This is a genomic window from Parafrankia sp. EUN1f, from assembly GCF_000177675.1.
In the GTDB taxonomy this organism is placed as follows: Bacteria; Actinomycetota; Actinomycetes; order Frankiales; family Frankiaceae; genus Parafrankia.
The window spans coordinates 1-21,423 of the sequence record NZ_ADGX01000143.1; the positions used below are offsets into that span (position 1 = coordinate 1).

Sequence of the window (21,423 nt, forward strand, 5' to 3'; positions counted from 1 at the left end):
ACCCGGCACCGACGCGGCGATTCTGATCCATTCCCAGCCTGGCCCGTTCCCCTGACCGCCGTCCATGACCAGCGGAACTCCTCGCGGACCGGATCGCGGAGCTTCTGGAGGCCCACCCTCTTTCCAAGGTCCTGACCTCCATGCCCGGTATCGGGGTCAGGACCGCCGCCCGCATCCTCATCGACGTCGGGGACGCCAGCAGCTTCCCCACCGCCGGGCACCTGGCCGCCTACGCCGGTCTCGCCCCCGCCACCCGGGCATCGGGCTCTTCCATCCGAGGGGAACACCCCTCCCGACGCGGCAACAAACAACTCAAACGCGCCTTCTACCTGGCCGCGTTCGCCTCCCTACGCGAACCCCCGTCCCGGGCCTACTACGACAAGAAACGCGCGGAAGGCAAACATCACGTCGCCGCTCTCACCTGCCTCGCCCGGCGCCGGATCGACGTGCTCTACGCGATGCTTCGCAACGGCACCTTCTACCAGGCCCCGACCCCCTCACCGGCTTGACGAAGGACATAGGGGCACTTTTTCGAGTTCCTTGGCTTCCGTGGTCAACGTCTGGATCCGTTCGGTGGTGCATCGCAGCGCCCGCACGGTCGCGCGGAGCTCGATCCCGTCATCGGGGTGCGCGGGTCCGTGCCTGGCAGTAGGCCATCTGCCGGCTGGTCGTGCGACCGCGTAGCTCGGTGCGGCGGGCCTCGGGCGCGGACACGATCAGTGCCTTGAGCTGGTTGACTGCCGCTGTCCGGGCGAGAACGGCGCCGGCGAGAGTGGCGAGCAGGACCCGGAGTGCTTCGCGTTCACCGCGGCGGCGCGGGTGGATCAGATGTTCTGAGGTAAACGCTTCACGTGCCGCGCGAACGGCGTCGAGAGCGTCGGTCTTGCGGCCTCCACGAGTGGCCGGACGCTTGGGCCGGCAGACCTCGATGACCTGTTCTTCGGCGGTGTCGAGGAACTCGGCCAGGCCCGCGCCGTAGCTGCCGGCGCCTTCCAGTGCCCAGCACCGTCTGCCGGGCACGTGCTGACGGGCGAGTTCGAGCAGTCTCCCGTAGCCGTCGGCGTCCGCGGGCACCTGCGCGTTGGCGAGGACCGCGCCGATCGGACCGACCACTGCGGCGGTGAGGGTGTCGCGGTGGGTGTCGACGCCGACGACACCGTCGATCTGGTCCGCGAGCAGGGGCATGCGCATGTTCTCCTTGTCCAGCAGCTTATCGGGGTCGGCCGGGCTGGAGGCACCGCGTGGCGGAACTGTGACGGGTCACGCCGGGTCAGGCGGACAAGCTGCTGATCAAGCCAACGCGTGGGCCATGCCGGCGTCGACGTTCCCGCAGACATCTCGGGGCCACGGCCGACCGATGAACAGGTCGCCAGTTACCTTGCGGGTCACGCCGGAACGCCGGCGCCGATCCTTACAGCAACCCCAGCCAGGGCCGCCCGACCAGACTCACAGTTACCTTGCTCGCAGGCCCGAAAGGGGCCGTTCGGGCCACCGTCTCCGGCATGACTGATCGCCCCTGTCGCTCATGACCTGGGGTGTTGTCACCGGAGACGGCGGACGGACGTGACCGCTGATAGAGACCTGGTGTGAGTGATGCCTGCTCGTAACGTGGCTGCCGGCGCTGTTCATGGTCGGCCTGGACCCCGCCACAGAAGGTGATCCGCTTGGAGGAGACCAACAACCCGACCGAACCCTACTCTGTGTTCTGCGGGCTCGACGTCGGCAAGGAAACCCACCACGCGACCGCGTTGAACCCGGCCGGGAAGAAGATTTACGACCGGCCGCTCCCCAAGGACGAGCCCGCCCTGCGGCAGGTCTTCGCCCAGCTCGCCGAGGCTGGACGAGTGCTGGTGATCGTCGACCAACCCGCGAGCATCGGAGCCCTGCCGATCGCGGTCGCCCGGCAGATGGGCCTGGACGTCGCCTACCTGCCAGGACTGGCGATGCGCCGCCTGGCGGACCTGCACCCCGGCGAGTCCAAGACCGACGCCCGCGACGCCTACGTCATCGCCGACGCCGCCAGAACTGCCCTACACCCTGCGTCGGGTCGGCACCGACGACGAGACCTTGGCCGGACTGACCGTGCTGGTCGGCTACGACAGTGATCTCGCGGCCGAAGCCACCCGGCTCACCAACCGGTTGCGTGACGCCCTGCTGCACATCCACCCGGCCGCGGAACGCCTGCTGGGCAGGCACATCCACCGGCCCGGCATCCTCGAGATCCTCGCCGCTGCGCCCACCCCAGCCGCCTGGCGGCAGCTCGGCGAGGCCGGCATCGCCGAGGCGATGCACCCCCGCTCGCCACAGCTCGCGAAAACCCTGTCCGCCCAGCTGATCCGTGTCCTCGACGAGCAGACCGTGCTCGTGCCCGGCACCGCCGCGTTCGGCCGGGTCATCGCCGGCGTCGCCCGCAAGCTCCTCGGAGTGCTCGACGAACGCGCCGACGCTCATCGACTTTCCTTATGAATATCAGAGGTTAACTGTTCTTTCCTGGGACATGTGACTGCGACCATAGTGGGTAGGAGTTCGGGAAACACCCATGATCGCCACGCACTTGGCGCCGTCGCAGCGGTTCTCAGCGCTCGCGGTCCGGCTGATCAAGCTGGTGTGGTGGCGGTGCCCGACTGCACCGATGCCCTCAAAATACCCGCGCTGTCGAGCGACGGCATCTTCGAAGAAGAGGCAGATCCAACAATATGCGCTATAAGAAGACACTCGCCGCGGCGGGCACCGCAGCCCTGACACTCACCGTACTGGCCGGCGGCGGCGCTGCCGCGGGCGTGGACAACAGCGCCCGCATCATTACCGGTGCGCTTACCGACGGGTCAGACTACCTCATTGAGGTGCCCTCGGACTGGAACGGTACCCTCTTACTCTACTCCCACGGTTACACCTCCAGGCCGGAAAACCCTGCGCAGGATGTCAGTAACGAGGAGGTCGGTAAGGCGCTTCTCGCGGACGGGTACGCCCTTGCGGGGTCTTCCTTTCCCGGCCCCGGGTGGCAGACCCCGGCCGCGCTGGGTTCCCAGATCGCAACGATCGACCAGTTCGCCGAACAGGTTGGTGCGCCGCGGAGGGTGATCGCCTGGGGTCATTCCATGGGCGGGGAGATCACGACGCTCCTGGCTGAGCGGGCCGGGGACCGGATCGACGGCGCGGTCGCCATGTGCCCCGACACCGCCGGCGTCGTGCCGTGGTTCAACTCCTATCTTGATGGCGCGTTCACAATGCGGGCTCTCCTCGATCCCGACGGGACAGTCCCCCTCGTCGGCGCAGAGGACCCGGCCGCCGCAGCCGATTACTGGGCGGCGCTAGCGCGGACCGCGCAGCAGACCTCGGAGGGCCGGGCCCGGCTCGCGCTCGCGGCGTCGTTCGCGACCTTGCCGCCGTGGTCGGATCTGGGGACGGACGAGCCGGGCCGACACGACTACGAAGCGCAGCAGATCAATCAGTTCCACTCGTTTGTCAGCGTGTTCGCAGGGTTCCAGACGCTGGTTCGCGCCGACATGGAGGCAGCCGCGGGTGGCCCATTCTCGTGGAACAGCGGGGTGAACTATCGGGATCTGTACGCCGATCTCGGCAGCGGTCCAAAGGCGGAGGTCGCCGCTTTATACCGGGAAGCTGGACTTGATCTGGGGGAGGACCTGGACGCGCTCGAGTCCGCGCCGAGGGTCGCGCCGTCGGACCCGCAGGCGATCGACGCCATGAACGCTTACGCCCCGACTGGGGAGCTGCGGGTGCCGTTGCTGACGGTGCACACGACCGGCGATAACCTCGTCTTCCCGAACCTGGAGACGGCGTACGCGGACCGGGTGCGAGCCAACCACGAAGGTGCGCTGCTCCGGCAGACGTATACCGCCGCCCCGGGGCACTGCAACTTCACCACGAGTGAGCAGATCGCCGCGATCGAGACCATGGATCGGCGCCTGAGCGTCGGGGTCTGGCCGAGCACCAGCCCTGCGGCAATGACAGACCGCGCGGCTGAAACCGGCACCGACACCTCGAACTATCTGCGTTACCGGGCCAGTGACATGCCGCGGCCCGAGCTGCGCCCCTAGCCGTATCGGCTCGGCGAGGGGTCCTCTTTGCATCTGTTGCGCCGCAACCTGTCTCAAGAGAGGGCTCCTCGTCAGCAGTTGATGATCGACTTGGGCTCGGGGTAGGTGCTGAACCCGTTCGTGCTCGCGCCGGGCAGGGTAACGGAGGCTGCTGCGGACACGCGCCAAGCAGGCGATGTCCTTCCTCCAGCCGTCCACCTTCACGGCCACCCAACCGCGCAGCCGTTTCGCTCGACCCCGCATGGAGGAAAGCGGGCGATGTCCCTAGAGGGAGGCGTGCGTCCGTCGTGCGAATGCGATTCGCTTCAAGCGGTCGACGGTCGGGCGCCTGAACGTGCGGTTCAAACCGTGTCGGCTCTCGGAGATCACCAGCTCCTGCTGTTCGTCGACGCGCCGGCCACGGGCGAGACTGTGTACCGCGAGGTCGAGCGGCTGGTGCTGCGGCACGGAGGATGTCGGGCAGGTCCTCCTGTCCAATCGGGAGGTGGACCGCCACTGTGGAGGTCTACCCGACGTCCCCTTGGTGCAGGTGCAGGTTATGGACATGGAGCTCGGGGCTTCAGGAGTTGGGGCCCCCTCGTTGACAACGGCGGGTGCTGGTGCGTAGCGCGGCTCAGTCTTGCGCCGTGTCTGACGGCCTTTGGCGGCAGTAATCGACGAACGCCTGGGCGCGCCGATTTAGGCTCATGCCCTTGGGCCACGCAACGAGGATCCGGTACTCGTCGACGGGTTCGGCGATCTCCTTGATGATGACCTGGTGGCCCTCGTACGTGCGGTCGTTCGCGGGCCTTTGGACGAGCAAGGCGTAGCCCATGCCGTGACCCACCAGGGCTCGGGTGAGCTCGAAGGTCTTCGGCCGATAGCGAACGTTTGGGGTGACGTCGAATCGTTCGAAGATCCTGAGGGTGTTGTGCGAGCTGGGTGGTGCGTTCAGGAGGATCATCGGCTCCTCGGCGAGGTCGGCGAGCGAGACGGCGTTGGCGTCGGCGAGACGGTGGTCGGCCGGGAGCAGGATGTGGGGGCGGCGGGTCTCGATGACGGCCCGCGCCATCTCGGGCATGACCTCCATGTCGTAGAGAATGGCCAGGTCGAGCTCGCCGCCGAGCAGTAGCCGCTGGAGCACGTCCTGGGTGCCCTCGGTGAAGTCAATGGTGACACCGGGGTAAAGGTCGGTGAAGCCTTCCAGTAGCGAGGGGAGTGCGGTCGGCGCCAGCGTGACATAGCAGCCGAGGGACAGCGTTCCGGTCAGGGCGTCGCCGCCGGACGCGACGCTCTTGAGGTCCTCGGCTCGCTGCAACAGGTCGCGGGCGTAGCGGAGCACCTGTGCCCCTGAAGGCGTAAGGGTGACTCCGTGCGCCTTTCGACGGACCGCGAGCTGTACGTCGAGAGCCCGCTCAAGGTCGGTCAGCGCGGCGGACAGGCTGGGCTGTGAGACGTGCAGCCGCTCGGCGGCCTTGCTGAGCGTGCCGGCGTCGGCGATCGCGACGAAGTACTCGAGTTGGCGGAGAGAAAAACGGACCGGCTTCATAAGCTTATCCTATGTAGTTCCTAGGATTCCTGTCCTTTTCCAACATAGGTGACGGCTGTCACATTGATCCGGAAGTCGATCCCACCGGACTCGAACCAGTACCCCTGGAGCCACTCATGACATTGATGCCCTCCGCGGCCTCGACCGCCGTGCCGACCGGAACCACCCGCCGGGCGAGCCCGCTCAAGGTGGCCGCGGCCAGCTTCGTCGGCACCGCGATCGAGTGGTACGACTACTTCGTCTACGGGATGGCCGCCGCCGTCGTGTTCGGCCCGCTCTTCTTCCCGACGTTCTCGTCGGGCGCGGGCACCTTGGCTGCCTTCGCGACGTATTCGGTCGGGTTCCTGGCACGTCCGCTCGGCGGTGTGGTGATGGGTCACTTCGGCGACCGGGTGGGTCGCAAGTCGATGCTGGTCACCTCCCTTGTCCTGATGGGTGTCGCCACCGCGGGCGTCGGCCTGCTGCCGACGTACGACGCGATCGGTGTGTGGGCCCCGGTCCTGCTGGTCACCCTGCGGTTCATCCAGGGCATCGGCGTCGGCGGCGAATGGGGCGGCGCCGTCCTGATGGCCGTCGAGCACGCCCCGGCCAACAAGCGGGGCTTATACGGCAGTTTTCCGCAGATGGGCGTCCCCGGTGGCCTGATCCTGGCCAACCTGGTCTTCCTCACCCTCTCGGCCACCACCAGCGACGCGGCCTTCGCCGCCTGGGGCTGGCGCGTGCCCTTCCTGGCCAGCGCCCTGCTCGTCGTCATTGGCCTGGTGATCCGGTTCAACATCACCGAGAGCCCCGAGTTCGAGCAGGTCAAGGAGTCCGGCGATGAGGCCCGGATGCCGATCGTCACGGTGCTCAAGGAGCACCCCCGCCAGGTCCTGCTGGCCGCCGGCGGCTTCATGGGCAACAACACCGTGGGCTACATCTTCATGGCTTACCTACTCGGCTACGGCACCAACAACCTGGGGCTCGAGCGCAGCCTGATGCTCACCCTCACGCTGGTGGGAGCGGTGGCCTGGCTGGCTGTCATCCCGTGGGCGGCTGCGCTCTCCGACCGCCATGGCCGGCACCGCGTGCTGCTGCTCGGCTCCGCCGGCCTGGCCGGCTGGATGGCCGTGCTGTTCCCGCTGGTCGACACCGCCAGCCCGGCGCTGATCCTCGTCGGCATCCTTGGAACCGCGTTCTTCCTCGGCGTTACCTATGGCCCGATCGCCGCGCTCTTCTCCGACCTGTTCAAGGCCAAGGTCCGCTACAGCGGCGCCTCCCTCGGCTACCAGATCGGCTCCGTCCTCGGCGGCGGACTCGCCCCGACGCTCGCCACGGCGCTGTACGCCGCCGGAGACTCCTCCGCCCCGGTGACGGCGTACCTCGTCGTCGTCTCCCTGGTCAGCCTCGGCTGTCTCGCCGTCGTGGCCCGCGACACCCGGACCCACGCGTCCTGAACCGACCGCCCGACCCGATCCCCCTTCCGTCCCGAAAGACATCCCAGGAGCTGAAGTGCCAAGCAGCGATCTTCTCGACGCCTGGCGGCCAGGCGGTCGCCTCGTCGTAGAGGGCGCCGGCCTTGAGGCAGCCGTGCAGGATGCCGACGAGGCGGTTGGCGAGCTGGCGCAGGGCGGCGTTGTGGCTGGCTCCGCGTTCTCGCTGCCGGTCGTAGTAGGCACGGGCGCCGGGCGACCACCGCAGGCTGGTGAAGGCCTGGGTCATGAGGGCGTCGATGAGCCGGTCGTTGTGGACGTGCCGGGCAGCGACGGTCTTCTTCCTGCCGGAGGCGCGGGTGATCGGCGAGGTGCCGGCGTAGTTCTTGCGGGCCTTGGCGGTGGCGTAGCGGTCGGGGTCGTCACCGAACTCCGCGAGCACCCGGGCGCCGAGGACGGGTCCCAGCCCTGGCCGGGACCCGACGACCTCAGCGGCCGGGTGCCGGCCAAAATGTTCCTCCACCTGTCCCTGCAGGAACTTGACCTGGTCGTCGAGCACGGTCAGCACCGCGACCAGGGAGCGGACCGAGACGGCGTAGGCGCCGGTGACGACGTCAGGCTGGCCGAGGTGCTCGGCGCGCAGCGCGGCCTGGATCGCGGCGGCCTTCGCGGGGATGTCGCGGCGGCGGGCGCGGCGCAGGGCGGCGCTGATCTGGCTGACAGTCAGCCGGGCGGCTTCAGCGGGGGTGGAGGCCTTGGCCAGCAGTTCCAGGGTGTCGGCGGCGCCGAGGTCCTCGAACGCGACCAGCGCGGCGGGGAAGTAGTCGCGCAGCGCGTGTCGCAGCCGCTGGGTATGACGGGTCCGTTCCCAGATCAACGTCTTGTGAGTGCGGGTCACGACCTTGACCGCCTCGACGGTGGCGGTGTCGCCGGCCACTGGCCGCAGCTGGTGGGCGTCGGTGCGGACCATGTCCGCGAGCACGTGCGCGTCGCCGGCGTCGCTCTTGGCCCCGGACACGGTGTGCCGCGCCCGGTAGTGCGACGCCCGCAGAGGGTTGATCGCGAACACGGTGTAGCCAGCGGCGACCAGCGCCGCCACCCACGGCCCGCGGTCGGTCTCGATCCCGACGAGCACCTCGACGTCGTCGGGGTTGTCACCGGCATGCTCGCCGACCAGCGCGTGCAGCCGGGTCATGCCGGTCACTCCCTCGGGCAGCCGGGCCTTCGCCAGCCGCCGTCCGGAGGCATCCATCACCTCCACGTCGTGATGATCCTCGGCTCAATCATCGCCCACGAACAGCCGCAACGTCCCTCCCTCGCCTCGTGCCGATCACCATGAGCAGCCTGCGGGAGAACCATCAGCGACCTCATGAACACAGTGCTCACGCCGCAAGCAGCAGGCACGACATCCCATCAGCGATCAACTCTCCCGGCCTGACCGGCATGGGCACGGTCTTTCGTCAGGACTCGAGTCCGGGACGAACGAGTGCTCACCTGCCGGCGGCTACCGCCCGGAGTCTGCCGGATGGCTGACTCCCAGAACTCATTAGGACCACCGCCATGGCTGCCAAGCCCTTCGCCTCCTCCACCGACCTGGGTGAGAAGACCGAGACCCTCGAGGTCCTCGCCGACGGCGTCTACGCCCTGACCGCCGAGGGCGACCCCAATGTCGGCGCCATCGAGGGCGAGGACTTCCTCGTCGCCTTCGAGGCCCGCGCCACTCCCGTCGCTGCGCGCGACTGGCTGGACAAGCTGCGCGAGCACACCGACAAGCCGGTCAAGTACCTGGTGCTCTCGCACTACCACGCCGTCCGGGTCTTGGGAGCCTCGGCGTTCGACGTCGAGGTGATCATCGCCCACGACAACACCTGGAAGCTGATCAAGGAGCGCGGCAAGCAGGACTGGGACAGCGAGTTCGGCCGCATGCCACGGCTGTTCCGTGAGCCCGACACGATCCCGGGTCTGACCTGGCCGGAGGTCACCTTCAGCGACTCGATGACGATCGACCTGGGCGGGGCCCGCGGCAAGCTGGTGTTGCAGTACTGCGGCCGCGGCCACACCGCCGGCGACATCGTCGCCTGGCTGCCGCGACAGAAGGTGCTCTTCGCCGGCGACCTGGTCGAGGCCGAAGCCGCGCTCTACACCGGCGACGCCTTCCACACCGACTGGTCGACCGGCACCCTGGACCGGGTGAAGGCCTTCGGCGCCGAGGCGCTGGTCGGCGGCCGCGGCGCGGTCCCGCGAGGCCGCGAGGCGGTCGACGCCGCGATCGAGCAGACCCGCTCCTTCCTGCTCGTCATGCGCGAGAAGGTCGGTGCCGTGCACGCTCGAGGCGGAAGCCTCAAGGAAGCATTCGAGGCCACCCACCAGGCGCTCGCCCCCAAGTTCGGCGCCTGGCCGATCTTCGAGCACTGCCTTCCCTTCGACGTCCAGCGCGTCTGGGACGAGCTGGACGGCATCGACTGGCCACGCATCTGGACCGCCGAGCGCGACCGTGAGGTCTGGGACGAGCTGCAGGGATGAGTCCGATGAGCCTGCCCGGCTACACCGGCCTTCCGGTCGCCGTCATCGGCAACGGCCCGGTCGGCCAGACCACCGCTCTGCTGCTGGCCCGCTGGGGCATCCCGGTCGTCCTGCTCGACGCCCGCCCCGAGCGCGACGCCGTGGGGTCCAAGGCGATCTGCCAGCAGCGCGACGTGCTCGACATCTGGGCCAGCGTCGGTGCCGGCCGGATCGCCGAGGACGGCCTGACCTGGACCACCGCCCGCACCTTCTACCGCGACCAGGAGCTCTTCCACTGGTCCTTCGTCGACCGCGGTCACTCGCCGCTGCCGGCTTTCGTCAACGTCTCCCAGTGCCACTCCGAACAGGTGCTGGACGAGCAGATCGCCACCCAGTCACTCATCGAGGTCCGCTGGGGCTGTGAGGTGGTCGGCATCGAGCAGACCGAGGAGGAGGTCACCTTGACGTGCGCCACGCCCGCAGGCGAGACACAGGTGCGGGCAGCGTACGCCGTCGCCTCCGCGGGCGCGCGAGGCGACCGCGTCCGCCAGTTGCTCGGGGTGACCTTCGACGGCCAGACCTTCGACGACCGCTTCCTGATCTGCGACATCCGAGCCGACCTACCCGGTTGGGAGACCGAGCGCCGCTTCTACTTCGACCCCGACTGGAATCCGGGCCGGCAGGTCCTCATCCACCCCTGCCCCGACGCCACCTTCCGCATCGACTGGCAGGTACCGGCGGAGTTCGACCTCGACGCCGAGGCCGCCGACGGCCGGCTCGACGCCCGGATCCGGCAGATCATCGGCGACCGCCCGTACGAGATCGTGTGGAAGTCGATCTACCGGTTCCACGCCCGCAGCGTCGACCGGATGCGTGTCGGCCGAGTGCTGCTCGCCGGCGACTGCGCCCACCTGGTCGCTCCCTTCGGCGCCCGAGGCCTCAACTCCGGTGTCGCCGACGCCGAGAACGCCGCCTGGAAGCTCGCCTTCGTGCTGCACGGCTGGTCCACCGAGACACTGCTCGGCAGCTACGACTCCGAGCGGCTCGCCGCGGCACACGAGAACCTCGAGGTCACCAGCCACACCATGCGCTTCCTGGTGCCGCAGGACGACGCCGAGTGGGAGGCCCGCCGCCGCCTGCTGGAGGAGGCCGTCGGAGCTCCCGACGCCCAGGCGCGCGTCGACAGCGGCCGGTTCGCCGAGCCTTTCTGGTACGTCGACTCACCGCTGACCACCGCCGACCCGGGGCGCCGCTTCGCCGGCCGGCCGCCACGCGGTGAGATGCCCGTGGCGGTCCCCGGCGTGCTCATTCCCGACGCCCCGATCACGGTGACGGTCCGCCCCGACGTGATGCGGCTGCGCCAGCTGGTCCGCGACGGGCTGCTGGCACTGACCACCGACGGAGTCGACGCCCACGAGACCGCCGTCGTACTCAAGGAGGCCACCGACGCCCCCACCCGGGTACTGCGCCTGGCCGACATCGACCCGGGCGGCACTCTCACAGCCGCGCTCGGCGCCCGGCCGGGGGAGACCTGGCTGGTCCGCCCAGACGGCCATGTCGCCGCCGTGATCACCTCCGCCACCACGTCCGACAGGGCCGCCGACCTGGCAGAGGCCGCCGAGCGGGCGCTCTGCGTCGCCCGCTGAGGTCGAGGCCCAGGCCATCCGAGGAGGAGATCCACATGCCGTTCTACCGTTCCGCGGGGTTCGTCCCACCCAAGCGGCACACCCAGCACCGTGCCCCCGACGGGTCGCTGTACTACGAGGAGCTGATGGGGGAGGAGGGGTTCTCGTCCGACTCCTCGCTGCTCTACCACCGGCACATCCCCTCGGCGATCAGCGAGTACCGGGTCTGGGAGCTGCCCGACCAGTCCACGCTGCCCAACCACCCGCTGATCCCGATCCACCTCTTCACGCACAAGCTGTTCGAGGAGGGCGCGAGCGGGGTCGACGCGGTGACCGGGCGCCGGCTGCTGCTGGGCAACGCCGACGTGCGGCTTTCGTACGTGGTGGCCGACGCTGTGTCGCCGTACTACCGCAACGCCATCGGTGACGAGTGCCTCTACCTGGAAGCGGGGGAGGCGGTCGTGGAGACCGTGTTCGGCGACCTCGAGGTCGGCGAGGGCGACTACGCCGTCATCCCACGCGCGACGACCTACAGGGTGGTGCCGAAAAGCACCGTGCGGATCTATGCGATCGAGGCGAACTCCCACATCACCCCGCCGAGGCGGTACCTCTCGCGGTTCGGGCAACTGTTGGAGCACGCGCCGTACTGCGAGCGGGACCTGCGGGGGCCGTCGGAGCCCCGGGTGGTGGAGGAGGAGAACGTCGAGGTCTACCTCAAGCACCGGGGGCCCGGTCCGGGCGGGATCGCGGGCACGGTGCACGTGCTGCCGCACCACCCCTTCGACGTGGTGGGCTGGGACGGCTGCCTCTACCCGTTCGGGTTCAGCGTGCACGACTACATGCCGATCACGGGCAAGGTGCACCAGCCGCCGCCGGCGCACCAGGTCTTCGAGGGGCGCAACTTCGTGATCTGCAACTTCGTGCCGCGCAAGGTCGACTACCACCCGCTGTCGATCCCGGTGCCGTACTACCACTCCAACGTCGACAGCGACGAGGTGATGTTCTACTGCGGCGGGGACTACGAGGCGCGCAAGGGCTCCGGTATCGGGCAGGGGTCGATCAGCCTGCACCCGGGTGGGCATCCGCACGGGCCGCAGCCGGACGCCTACGCGCGCAGCATCGGGGCCGAGTTCTTCGACGAGCTCGCCGTCATGGTCGACACCTTCCGGCCGCTCGAGCTGGGCGAGGCCGCCCGGGCCTCCGACGACGGGGTCTACGCCTACTCCTGGGCGCGCGGCGACCGCGGCGAGACCGGAGCGACCGACGGATGACCAGCCCGGAGATGAGCCTGTTCACCGGCCTGCTGGACGACGCCGCCGTCTTTCCGCCCGGGAACCTGCCGCTGGCCGAGGCGGTGCCGGCACACGTCCGTCACGTCCGCTCAGCCCATGCCGGGCTCGTCGGCGCTCTGGTGCTGGCGGCCAAGGACCTCGACGCGCTGGCGCCGCTGGTGGCCGGTCGTGCGCCCGGATCACTCGCACTGTCGCTGACCGCACCGCTGCCCGCGGTCGGCGGTGCGGTCGCGACCGCAGAGGCGATCCCGGCTGTGCACCTGGTCAGCCTCGAGGTGGCGTTGACCGCCGAGACGAAGCCGGAGGACGTCGTACCCACCCTCGACGAGGCTCTCGCGGGGCGCACCTCAGTGACGGTCTTCGTCGAGGTGCCCCGTGACAGTCGGCGCGACGCGGTGCTGGCCGCCCTGTCGGGCACGCGTTTCCTGGCGAAGTTCCGCACCGGTGGCGTCCGGGCGGAGCTCTACCCCGACGAGAAGGAGCTCGCCGGCGCCGTCCTGGCGGCGGTGCGGGCAGGGGTGCCGTTCAAGGCCACGGCCGGGCTGCACCACGCCCTGCGCAACACCGACCCCGAGACCGGGTTCGAGCAGCATGGGTTCCTCAACCTGCTCGCCGCCACCGCAGCCGCCCTCGACGGCGCCGACGAGACGGATCTCGTCGAGATCCTGGCCGACCGCGACGGCGCCCGCGTGACCCAGCGGGTCCGTGCCCTCTCCACTCGGGTGCGGGAGACGTTCCGCTCCTTCGGCACCTGCTCCGTCACTGAACCGGTCGAGGAACTCGCCGACCTCGGCCTGCTCGACCCCGACCTCACGAAGGGCCTGTCATGAACGACCAGACGATCACGCTGACCGCGGACGAGAACGACCTGTTCGGGCTGCACAACCTGCCGTACGGCGTCTACTCCGCGCCCGGCCGGGATCCACGGGTCGGGGTGCGGTACGGCGACCACGTGGTCGACCTCGCGCTCCTGCTCGACGACCCGGTGTTCGCGCGGCCGTCGCTGAACGCCTTCATGGCCCAGGGCGCCCAGCGATGGGTGGAAGTGCGCACGGCGATCAGCGAGGCGCTGCAGGCCGAGGTGCCGGCGGCGGCGGTGCACCACCTGGGCGCGGTGTCGCTGCACCTGCCGTTCGAGGTGGCCGACTACGTCGACTTCTACGCCTCCGAGCATCACGCGGCGGACCTGGGCCGGCTGTTCCGGCCCGACAGCCCCGACCCGCTGACGCCGAACTGGCGGCACCTGCCGATCGGCTACCACGGCCGCTCGGCCTCGATCGTGGTGTCGGGCACCGACGTCGTCCGCCCGGCCGGTCAGCGCAAGGGCCCGCGTGACCCGTTGCCGGTGTTCGGCCCGTCGACCCGGCTCGACATCGAGGCCGAGCTGGGCTTCGTGGTCGGGGTCGGCAACCCGATGGGGGAGCCCATCGCGGTGGCGGAGGCCGAGGAGCACCTGTTCGGGGTGGTGCTGTTCAACGACTGGTCCGCGCGCGACATCCAGGCCTGGGAGTACGTCCCGCTGGGGCCGAACCTCGGCAAGTCGTTCGCCTCCACGATCTCCCCGTGGGTGGTGCCGATGCTGGCGCTGGAGGGGGCGCGGGTGGACACCCCGGTCCAGGAGCCGGCCGTGCTGCCCTACCTCGCGCTCGACCGGCCGTGGGGCCTGGACGTCGACCTGGAGGTGGAGTGGAACGGACAGGTGGTCTCCCGGCCGCCGTACTCGGCGATGTACTGGTCCCCGGCCCAGATGCTGGCCCACCTCACGGTCAACGGGGCGCCCACGCGGACCGGTGACCTGTTCGCCTCCGGCACGATCTCCGGGCCGGCCCGCGGCCGGCGGGGGGCGTTCATCGAACTGACCTGGAACGGCGCGGAGCCGGTCGAGGTCAACGGCCAAGCCCGCACCTTCCTCGAGGACGGCGACGAGGTCGTGCTGCGCGCGACCGCCCCGACGGCCGACGGCCGGCGGCTCGGATTCGGCGAGGCCCGCGGCCGCATCCTCGCTTCCAAGCAGCCCCTTTCCGGCACGGGGCCTGAGGGGGTCTGAGTGGACAAGGTGATCGGGTCGGCCGCCGAGGCGGTGGCCGACATCCCCGACGGTACGACGCTGTCGGTGGGCGGGTTCGGGTTGTGCGGGATCCCGTCGGTGCTGATCCAGGCCCTGCTCGAGGCCGGCACCAAGGACCTGGAGGTGGTCTCCAACAACGCCGGCGTGGACGACTGGGGCCTGGGGCTGCTGCTCGGCGCCGGCCGGCTGCGCCGGGTGGTGGCCTCCTACGTGGGTGAGAACAAGCAGTTCGCCCGGCAGTACCTCGCCGGGGAGCTGGAGGTCGAGCTGACCCCGCAGGGCACCCTGGCCGAGCGGCTGCGCGCCGGTGGCTCCGGCATCCCGGCGTTCTTCACCGCCACCGGGGTCGGCACCCAGGTCGCCCAGGGCGGGCTGCCGTGGAAGTACGACTCCGCCGGCACCGTGGAGAAGACCAGCCCGGCCAAGCAGACCCAGGTCTTCGAGACCGCCGAGGGGCCCAAGGAGTTCGTGCTCGAGCGCGCCATCGTGGCCGATTACGGGCTGGTCCGGGCCTGGAAGGGCGACCGGCACGGCAACTTGGTGTTCAAGGACTCCGCCCGCAACTTCAACCCGCTGGCCGCGATGGCCGGCCAGGTCACCATCGCCGAGGTCGAGCAGCTCCTCAAGCCCGGCGAGCTCGACCCCAACCACGTCCACCTGCCCGGGGTGTTCGTGCACCGGGTGGTGCCGCTGACCCCCGAGCAGGCGGCCGAGAAGAGGATCGAGAAGAGGACGACGCGATGACCACCGAGCCCGCGATCGAGCCGCTCACAGTGCAGGAGTTCGTGTCGGCGTTGCTGTCGACGGTGGAGAAGGAGGACAACGCCGATGGCGTGGACGCGTGAGCAGATGGCCGCCCGCGCGGCCGCGGAGCTGGCCGCCGGCGACTACGTCAACCTCGGCATCGGGCTGCCCACGCTGGTGCCCAACTACGTGCCCGACGACGTCGAGCTGGTGCTGCAGTCCGAGAACGGCATCCTCGGGGTGGGTGCCTACCCGACCGAGGACCAGGTCGACCCCGACCTGATCAACGCCGGCAAGGAGACCGTCACGGTGCGCAAGGGCGCCTCATTCTTCGACTCCGCGACCAGCTTCGGGATGATCCGCGGCGGGAAGATCGACGCCGCCATCCTCGGCGCGATGCAGGTCTCGGCCACGGGCGACATCGCCAACTGGATGATCCCCGGCAAGATGGTCAAGGGCATGGGCGGAGCGATGGACCTGGTCCACGGCGCCAAGAAGGTGATCGTGCTGATGGAGCACGTCGCCAAGGACGGCACCCACAAGGTGGTCCGCGAGTGCACCCTGCCCTACACCGGCCGCGGCGTCGTCCAACGCATCATCACCGACCTGTGCGTCCTCGACGTCACACCCGCAACACACGGCGGCGGCCTCGTCCTGGTCGAGCTCGCCCCCGACGTGACCGTCGAGGAGGTCCGGCAGAAGACCGAGCCAGAGATCCTCGTCCCCGCATGCTGAAAGCTCTCCCTGCCAGGTCGCTGCACCGGCTGGTCGGGTCGCCCGGGGGGATCGCACCCCCGGGCTCCCACAGAACGGAGCGTGAGCCTCCCGGTTCACTCCGCTCTTCTCATCGCAGTCCGGCAGGCATGCGTGCCCAGGCCCAGTGCGCGAACAGCCCGGGCTCTCGATCAAGGAGCCCGGACCACTATGCCTGGAACCGCTTGAACGCGCGGAGCCGTCTGTACTTCTTGCCAGCCCAGCGCATCAGGTAGGTGTTGATGTGTTGCAGGAGGGGATTCAGCTGCGACCGGTAGAACCGGCCGTAGTAGTTCATCCGGCCCGCCACGACCGGGTTGATCAGCGCGGCGAGCTCGCCCAGGTCGTGCCTGGTACGCGTGCGGATCCGCCATCGGCGGACCCGCTGGCTCATTTTCTTGAGCGCCTCGGGGCTGACCGCGGGCTGGAAACCCACGAACATCGTCCCGTCGGCTCTCCTGGCTCCCCTGGGCGGGAAGGTGTACCCCAGGAACGTGAACGAGGTGTGCTCGTGCGAGCCACGTCGCCTGTTGTCCTTGCAGTACACCATCCTGGTCTTGGTCGGGTGCAGCCGCAGCCCGACCTCCTCCATCCGGCTGGTAAGCGCGGCCAGCACCACGCGGGCCTCCCGTTCCGACGCGCAGTGCACGATCGCGTCGTCCGCATAGCCGGGAACTCCGAGCCAGGAACAGGTCGAACTCGTAGTGCATGAACAGGTTGGCGAGAACGGGTGATGTTACGCCCCCAACGCACTTGGCAACCAGCCTTCCTGTCACCCTCCGTGTCGGTGCTGGCGGTCGGGGTGCTGTGGTCTGCTGCTCGTTGACGAAGTGGGATGCGATGGCGGATTGTGATCTTTTCGGGGTCGATGAGAACGTTCTTGACGAGCAGTCGCAGGACACGTTGCCGGTCGACGATCTGGGCGCTGTTCGCGTTCTCGCTCAGCTGTGCCAGGAATCCCTCGAGGTCTGCTGCGAGGGTGAGATAGAGGTTGCGGTCGGCGATCTGACTGTCGAGCGCGTCGAGCTGGCCACGGAGATTCGTCTCGCGGATGCGTAGCTCGGGCATTCGCGCGCGGAGTTCGTCGAGCGTTACCAGCTGTTCCTGGAACGCCTCGATCATGCGGGCGATGGCGGTGGTGGTCTTCGTGAGCGAGAGCTCGACCTGTTCGCGCTGGCGTTTCGCGGGATCCGAGTTGCGGGCCTGGATAAGGGTCGGGTCGCTGATCAGTCTCGTGATGTGTTCCCAGACGACGTCGTCGAGGTAGTCGGCGCGGACCGGCTTGTTCGAGCACACGCGGCCGTTTTCGTAGCGGTAGTCGTCGGAACCAAGGCAACGGTAGTAGTAGATCTTCTTGTTCGTGGTCCGTGTCGAGGTGCGATAGTAGCCGTAACCGCACGCCGAGCACGCGGCGAGCCCCTGCAGCAGCGACTGTAGGGTGCCAGAACTCGGCCACCGGCCTTGACCTGGTCTTTTAGGCGGCTCGTTCGTATTCGTTGATCAGGCCGCCGAGGACGGACCGGCGCTTGATCCGTTCCTGGCTGAGGACCGCGACAGGGTGATCGGGCCGTGGAGGCTGAAGGTCACGCCCGCGGTGGGGCCGCCGTCCGTTGTAGTGGGCCGCGTACTCGGCCAGGGCGGTGCGCAGGTGCCGCTCTCCGAAGATCAGCATGCGGTCGGTGACCTCGGTCCGGACCGTCAGGACGAACCGTTCCGCGTAGGCGTTCGCTCGCGGGGTCCGGGGTGGGATCTTGATCGCGGTGATGCCGGCGTCGGCGAGGACCGCGTCGAACGACGCGGTGAACTGTCCGGCCCGGTCACGGACCAGGAACCGGAAGTCGGCAGCCCGGTCACCGAGATCCATGAGCAGGTTCCGGGCTTGTTGGGTGGTCCACGGTCCGTCCGGGTGGGCGGTGACCCCGAGGATGTGGACGGTGCGGGAGCCGACCTCGAGGACGAAGAAGCAGTACAGACGCCGCAGCGTCACGGCGCAGTCCACGTGGAAGAAGTCCACGGCCAGCATCGTCGAGGCTTGGGTGCGCAGGAACTGCCGCCAGGTCGTGTCGGTCTGCCGTTGCGGAGCCGGGGGCAGCCCCCGGGACTTCAGGACCCGGCGGATCGTGGAGGCACTCACCCGGTGACCGAGCTTGAGCAGCTCGCCCCGGATCCGCTGGTAGCCCCACGTCGGGTTCTCGGTCGCGAGCCGCTCGATGAGGGTCACGATCTCCGTGTCGACCGGTGGCCGACCCATCCGCTGTGGATGGGTCCATTTCTGTGTGATCAGGCGGCGGTGCCACCGTAGGACGGTGCCGGGAGTGACCAGCCGGTGCACTCGCAGCGCTCTGGGTAGGAGTCGGATCAGTGCGGCGAGCACCGCCCGGTCTGCCCAGTCCCACCGCGGCTTGGGCTGGGTGCGGCGCAGCACCGCGACCTCATGCCGCAGCACCAGCAACTCGACGTCCTTCGATATAACGACGCTATCAGACGGTGAATCCCTCGCGGGACTTTCGATGCAACGCCTTCCTGGACCCCACCTGACGCATCACGTGCGCCTTTTCCCTCGTCGCTCACCACGACGGTCTTCAGTCAACGCGGCAGAGGGCAGTTTGAAGCCTCCCCCGAAGGGCGGCTCCGGAGGGCCTTCAATCCTCCATCTTTCGTACAGCACCGCCGTCCGTCACCCAGCTAACAAGCAACTTTCAGCGTTCGTGGCACACCCGCTTTTGAGAGGAACTCACGCTCCATCCGGAGTTCCCGGTTCTCCTTTTCCAGCTCCCGGAGCCGGGCACGTTCGGACATCGACAGGGGCTCTTCTTCGTCCTGGTGCGCTCGCCGCCAGGTCGCGACCCAGCTCCCGAGCGTTCCCTCGTTGATGCCGAGGTCTTTCGCGACCGCTGACACCGGACGGCCGGAATCGATGACGAGTTTGACTGCCTCGTCCTTGTACTCGGGCGTGAACCGTCTCCGCGACTGACTCATTGATCTCCTCCGTTCACAGATCAATTATCCCTCATAGGGATCACTGTCCGAAGAACGGGCCCCACCTCAAGTTCCCGTGACGCCTGGACGCCGTACACCTCCCGCAGATGCGCCTCGATGTCGCGAGTCGTCATCCCACGGGAGTACAGCGACAGGACCATGTCGTCGAGATTCCCCAGACGCCGCGCACGCTTCGGCACGATCGTCGGCTCGAACGACCCGTTCCGGTCCCGTGGCACCTCGATCTCGACAGGCCCGTTCCGGGTCGACACCGTCTTTCTGGACTTCCCGTTCCGGGAGTTCCCCGTTCCCTGACCCGCAGGGTCACCCACCTCATAGCCGAGATGGTCCGTCATCTCGACCTGCAACACCCGCTCCAGGGCAGCCTTCGTCATCTGGTTCAACAGACCATCGGCGCCGTCGATCGGTGTTCCGGTCGCTTTCGCGTCCTTCAACAACACATCAATCGCCTCGGGAGAAAAGGCATCGGAGATCCTCCGCGCCGCTTCATCGTCTGCCCGAAACGTCGTACTCTGCGTCACTCGGTGTCCCTTTCCGACCTACCCCGATCAGATTAGGTAGGTCGATCATGGTCCACCTCTGGCTTACACGGTCGTCATGACACGCCCCGACACCGGTGTCGAGGACCCGGACGAGGCCGCCGCGGTACGCGCCCGCCGGCTACGGGCCGGGATCCCCGACACCGCGCGGCACCGCGAGAAGTGGCGCCTGGCCCTGGACATGCTCGACGAGGTCATCGGCTGGGGCGTGCCCAGCCGGCCGGTCCTCGCCGACGCCGCCTACGGCGACTGCGCCGAGTTCCGCCAAGGCCTGACCGAACGCGACCTGGTCTACGTCCTCGGTGTCACCCACACCGCCACCGCCCACCCGGGCGCGGCCGAGCCGGTGACCGCGCCGTACTCCGGCAACGGCCGCCCGCCAGTGCCCGCCTATCCGGACCCGCCGTCGACGTTGAAGGCCTTGGTCCTGGCCGCCGGCCGCAGCGCGGCACGATGGGTGACCTGGCGACGCGGCACCCATCACGGCCCGGACAACCCGGCCGCCGCGATGCGGTCAAGGTTCCTGGCCCTCCGAGTCCGCCCCGCCGGAAGATCAGTGCCACGGGCCGCCGACCGCAGCCTGCCGGAATGCTGGCTGCTCGCCGAATGGCCCCCGGGCGAGCCGGAGCCCACCGACTACTGGCTCTCCACCCTGCCCGCCGACATCCCGCTCGGTCGTCTCGTGCGGCTCGCGAAGCTGCGCTGGCGGATCGAACATGACTACCGCGAGCTCACCGACGGCCTCGGTCTCGACCACTACGAGGGACGTTCCTTCGACGGCTGGCACCGACACGTCACCCTCGCCTGCCTCGCCCAAGCCCTCTGCACCCAGCTCCGCCGCACCCCAAAAGCCCCTGCGCCGGCCTGACCCTCTACCAAGTCCTTCGACACCTCCAGACCCTGCTCAACGTCTGGACCGGCGCCTGCCGCACCTGCCACCGCCCCTACGAACCATTACCAGCGGCAACGATCCGACATCCCGAAGTCACCTAACAAAGTCCTACTAGGCGGTGCGTTACCTGCCGGTGGACCAAGTGCTGCCCGGTTCATGCGGGCTGTACGCGTAGGATCGTGTGGCGGATCTCCTCGATGGTCTGGTCGAGGGCGCCGATGGCCGCGGTGAGTCGTGCGTTGATGAGGTCGCCGGCTGCGCGGGTCAGGGACTGCAGGTGCAGGCCGATGGCGAACAGGCGTTGGAGGACGAGGTCGCCCAGGTCGCGGGCGATGCGGTCGCGATCCTCGAGGACCGCGAGGCGGGCGCGTTCCTGATGTGCCTCGGCCAGTTCGAGGGCGAGCGCGGCGTCGGCGGCGAAGGCCTCGACCAGCTCGATGTCGGGCGCAGCAAGACGTAGTGGGCCTGTCCGGTGCCCGAGGATCAGAATCGCCGAGGGGTTCCGAGCGAGGCGTAGCGGCACGGCCAGTGCCGCGGCGAGAGGTAGCACCGGGGTGGGAACGACCCGGTTACCCCGCAGGGACAGACCCTCCAGCGCGACGGCGTGGCCCGCGGCAAGCACGTCCGCGTGGAAACCGGCGGCGAGGGTGACGGTCAGCCCTCGTAGCGACTCGGCGTCCGCGGGCAGGCCGGGGGCCGCGGCGGCGGCGGTCACGACCAGAGTGCCGTCTTCGTCGGGGACGGCGACCATGCCGATGTCCGCGGCGGCTGCCCGCCGACCGATCCGCGCGACGAGACCGAACGCGTCGCGCGGATCCGGGGCGGCGAGCACGCTGGTCGTGATCTCGGCGCTGGCCGCCAGCCAGGCCCGGCCCCGCTCTGCCCGCTGGCAGAGCGTGCGTGCTTCTCTCTCGGCCCGGCGCAGGTCGCTGATGTCGGTGAAGACGAGCGCGAGCATCTCCTCACCACCCCGCAGCCAAGGGATCACCGTGATCCGCATCGACCGGGCG

The 21,423-nt window shown here is 69.0% G+C and carries 15 protein-coding genes and 7 pseudogenes; 13 read left to right on the forward strand and 9 right to left on the reverse strand.

Features of this window, described 5'->3' with window-relative positions; genetic code table 11:
• Positions 1–509, forward strand: a pseudogene (locus FREUN1FDRAFT_RS30130) (transposase); the annotation flags it as partial.
• A gap of 109 nt (positions 510–618) precedes the next feature.
• On the opposite strand, the gene FREUN1FDRAFT_RS30135 reads toward FREUN1FDRAFT_RS30130, so the two are convergent.
• Positions 619–1,185: a transposase gene (locus FREUN1FDRAFT_RS30135; protein WP_006544093.1), complete on the reverse strand. Its 567-nt coding sequence runs from the start codon at positions 1,183–1,185 to the stop codon at positions 619–621.
• Positions 1,186–1,664: 479 nt separating this feature from the next.
• Between FREUN1FDRAFT_RS30135 and FREUN1FDRAFT_RS46920 the strand changes: the two are divergent.
• Positions 1,665–2,230, forward strand: a pseudogene (locus FREUN1FDRAFT_RS46920) (IS110 family transposase); the annotation flags it as partial.
• Between the two features lie 466 nt (positions 2,231–2,696).
• A complete protein-coding gene (locus FREUN1FDRAFT_RS30145) occupies positions 2,697–4,058 on the forward strand; it encodes an alpha/beta hydrolase (protein WP_006544096.1) in 1,362 nt (453 codons plus the stop codon).
• A gap of 613 nt (positions 4,059–4,671) precedes the next feature.
• Here FREUN1FDRAFT_RS30145 and FREUN1FDRAFT_RS30155 read toward each other — a convergent pair.
• Complete coding sequence (locus tag FREUN1FDRAFT_RS30155) at positions 4,672–5,586, reverse strand: LysR family transcriptional regulator (RefSeq protein WP_006544097.1); 915 nt, start codon at positions 5,584–5,586, stop codon at positions 4,672–4,674.
• Positions 5,587–5,702: 116 nt separating this feature from the next.
• On the opposite strand from FREUN1FDRAFT_RS30155, the gene FREUN1FDRAFT_RS30160 reads away from it, so the two are divergent.
• Positions 5,703–7,022: an MFS transporter gene (locus FREUN1FDRAFT_RS30160; RefSeq protein WP_006544098.1), complete on the forward strand. Its 1,320-nt coding sequence runs from the start codon at positions 5,703–5,705 to the stop codon at positions 7,020–7,022.
• An 88-nt stretch (positions 7,023–7,110) separates the two neighbouring features.
• On the opposite strand, the pseudogene FREUN1FDRAFT_RS30165 reads toward FREUN1FDRAFT_RS30160, so the two are convergent.
• A pseudogene (locus FREUN1FDRAFT_RS30165) lies at positions 7,111–8,250 on the reverse strand (IS110 family transposase); the annotation flags it as partial.
• Positions 8,251–8,558: 308 nt separating this feature from the next.
• Between FREUN1FDRAFT_RS30165 and FREUN1FDRAFT_RS30170 the strand changes: the two are divergent.
• From FREUN1FDRAFT_RS30170 to FREUN1FDRAFT_RS30200, 7 genes are all read left to right on the forward strand, one after another.
• Entirely contained in the window at positions 8,559–9,521 is a 963-nt protein-coding gene (locus tag FREUN1FDRAFT_RS30170; RefSeq protein WP_006544100.1) for an MBL fold metallo-hydrolase, read from the forward strand.
• Positions 9,518–11,146 (forward strand): FAD-dependent monooxygenase, encoded by a 1,629-nt coding sequence (locus FREUN1FDRAFT_RS30175; RefSeq protein WP_006544101.1) that lies wholly within the window; start codon positions 9,518–9,520, stop codon positions 11,144–11,146. Before FREUN1FDRAFT_RS30170 ends, FREUN1FDRAFT_RS30175 begins: the two co-directional genes overlap by 4 nt.
• A 35-nt stretch (positions 11,147–11,181) precedes the next feature.
• Positions 11,182–12,396 (forward strand): homogentisate 1,2-dioxygenase, encoded by a 1,215-nt coding sequence (locus FREUN1FDRAFT_RS30180; protein WP_006544102.1) that lies wholly within the window; start codon positions 11,182–11,184, stop codon positions 12,394–12,396.
• Positions 12,393–13,247: a hypothetical protein gene (locus tag FREUN1FDRAFT_RS30185; RefSeq protein ID WP_006544103.1), complete on the forward strand. Its 855-nt coding sequence runs from the start codon at positions 12,393–12,395 to the stop codon at positions 13,245–13,247. Before FREUN1FDRAFT_RS30180 ends, FREUN1FDRAFT_RS30185 begins: the two co-directional genes overlap by 4 nt.
• Positions 13,244–14,464 (forward strand): fumarylacetoacetase, encoded by a 1,221-nt coding sequence (fahA, locus tag FREUN1FDRAFT_RS30190; protein WP_006544104.1) that lies wholly within the window; start codon positions 13,244–13,246, stop codon positions 14,462–14,464. The genes FREUN1FDRAFT_RS30185 and fahA overlap by 4 nt, the downstream gene beginning before the upstream one ends.
• Positions 14,465–15,229, forward strand: a complete 765-nt coding sequence (locus FREUN1FDRAFT_RS30195; protein WP_006544105.1) for a CoA transferase subunit A — start codon at positions 14,465–14,467, stop codon at positions 15,227–15,229.
• Positions 15,230–15,313: 84 nt separating this feature from the next.
• Complete coding sequence (locus tag FREUN1FDRAFT_RS30200) at positions 15,314–15,964, forward strand: 3-oxoacid CoA-transferase subunit B (RefSeq protein ID WP_006544107.1); 651 nt, start codon at positions 15,314–15,316, stop codon at positions 15,962–15,964.
• Positions 15,965–16,151: 187 nt separating this feature from the next.
• On the opposite strand, the gene FREUN1FDRAFT_RS30205 is transcribed toward FREUN1FDRAFT_RS30200, so the two are convergent.
• Positions 16,152–16,631, reverse strand: a complete 480-nt coding sequence (locus tag FREUN1FDRAFT_RS30205; RefSeq protein WP_050796102.1) for a group II intron maturase-specific domain-containing protein — start codon at positions 16,629–16,631, stop codon at positions 16,152–16,154.
• A gap of 173 nt (positions 16,632–16,804) precedes the next feature.
• On the opposite strand from FREUN1FDRAFT_RS30205, the gene FREUN1FDRAFT_RS46925 reads away from it, so the two are divergent.
• Positions 16,805–17,041, forward strand: coding sequence for a hypothetical protein (locus FREUN1FDRAFT_RS46925; RefSeq protein ID WP_232295482.1), 237 nt, complete (start codon positions 16,805–16,807; stop codon positions 17,039–17,041).
• A gap of 189 nt (positions 17,042–17,230) precedes the next feature.
• Here FREUN1FDRAFT_RS46925 and FREUN1FDRAFT_RS46930 read toward each other — a convergent pair.
• From FREUN1FDRAFT_RS46930 to FREUN1FDRAFT_RS30225, 4 genes and pseudogenes are all read right to left on the reverse strand, one after another.
• A pseudogene (locus tag FREUN1FDRAFT_RS46930) lies at positions 17,231–17,410 on the reverse strand (zinc ribbon domain-containing protein); the annotation flags it as partial.
• Positions 17,411–17,456: 46 nt separating this feature from the next.
• On the reverse strand, positions 17,457–18,494 hold the full coding sequence (locus tag FREUN1FDRAFT_RS30215) for an integrase core domain-containing protein (RefSeq protein WP_050796103.1): 1,038 nt from the start codon (positions 18,492–18,494) through the stop codon (positions 17,457–17,459).
• A gap of 206 nt (positions 18,495–18,700) precedes the next feature.
• Positions 18,701–18,961, reverse strand: a pseudogene (locus FREUN1FDRAFT_RS30220) (transposase); the annotation flags it as partial.
• 77 nt (positions 18,962–19,038) lie between these two features.
• Positions 19,039–19,455 (reverse strand): annotated as a pseudogene (locus tag FREUN1FDRAFT_RS30225) (transposase); the annotation flags it as partial.
• A 136-nt stretch (positions 19,456–19,591) separates the two neighbouring features.
• On the opposite strand from FREUN1FDRAFT_RS30225, the pseudogene FREUN1FDRAFT_RS30230 reads away from it, so the two are divergent.
• A pseudogene (locus tag FREUN1FDRAFT_RS30230) lies at positions 19,592–20,389 on the forward strand (IS701 family transposase); the annotation flags it as partial.
• A 178-nt stretch (positions 20,390–20,567) separates the two neighbouring features.
• On the opposite strand, the gene FREUN1FDRAFT_RS30235 reads toward FREUN1FDRAFT_RS30230, so the two are convergent.
• Positions 20,568–21,423 (reverse strand): histidine kinase (locus tag FREUN1FDRAFT_RS30235; RefSeq protein WP_006544115.1); only part of this gene is annotated, 856 nt, incomplete at its 5' end.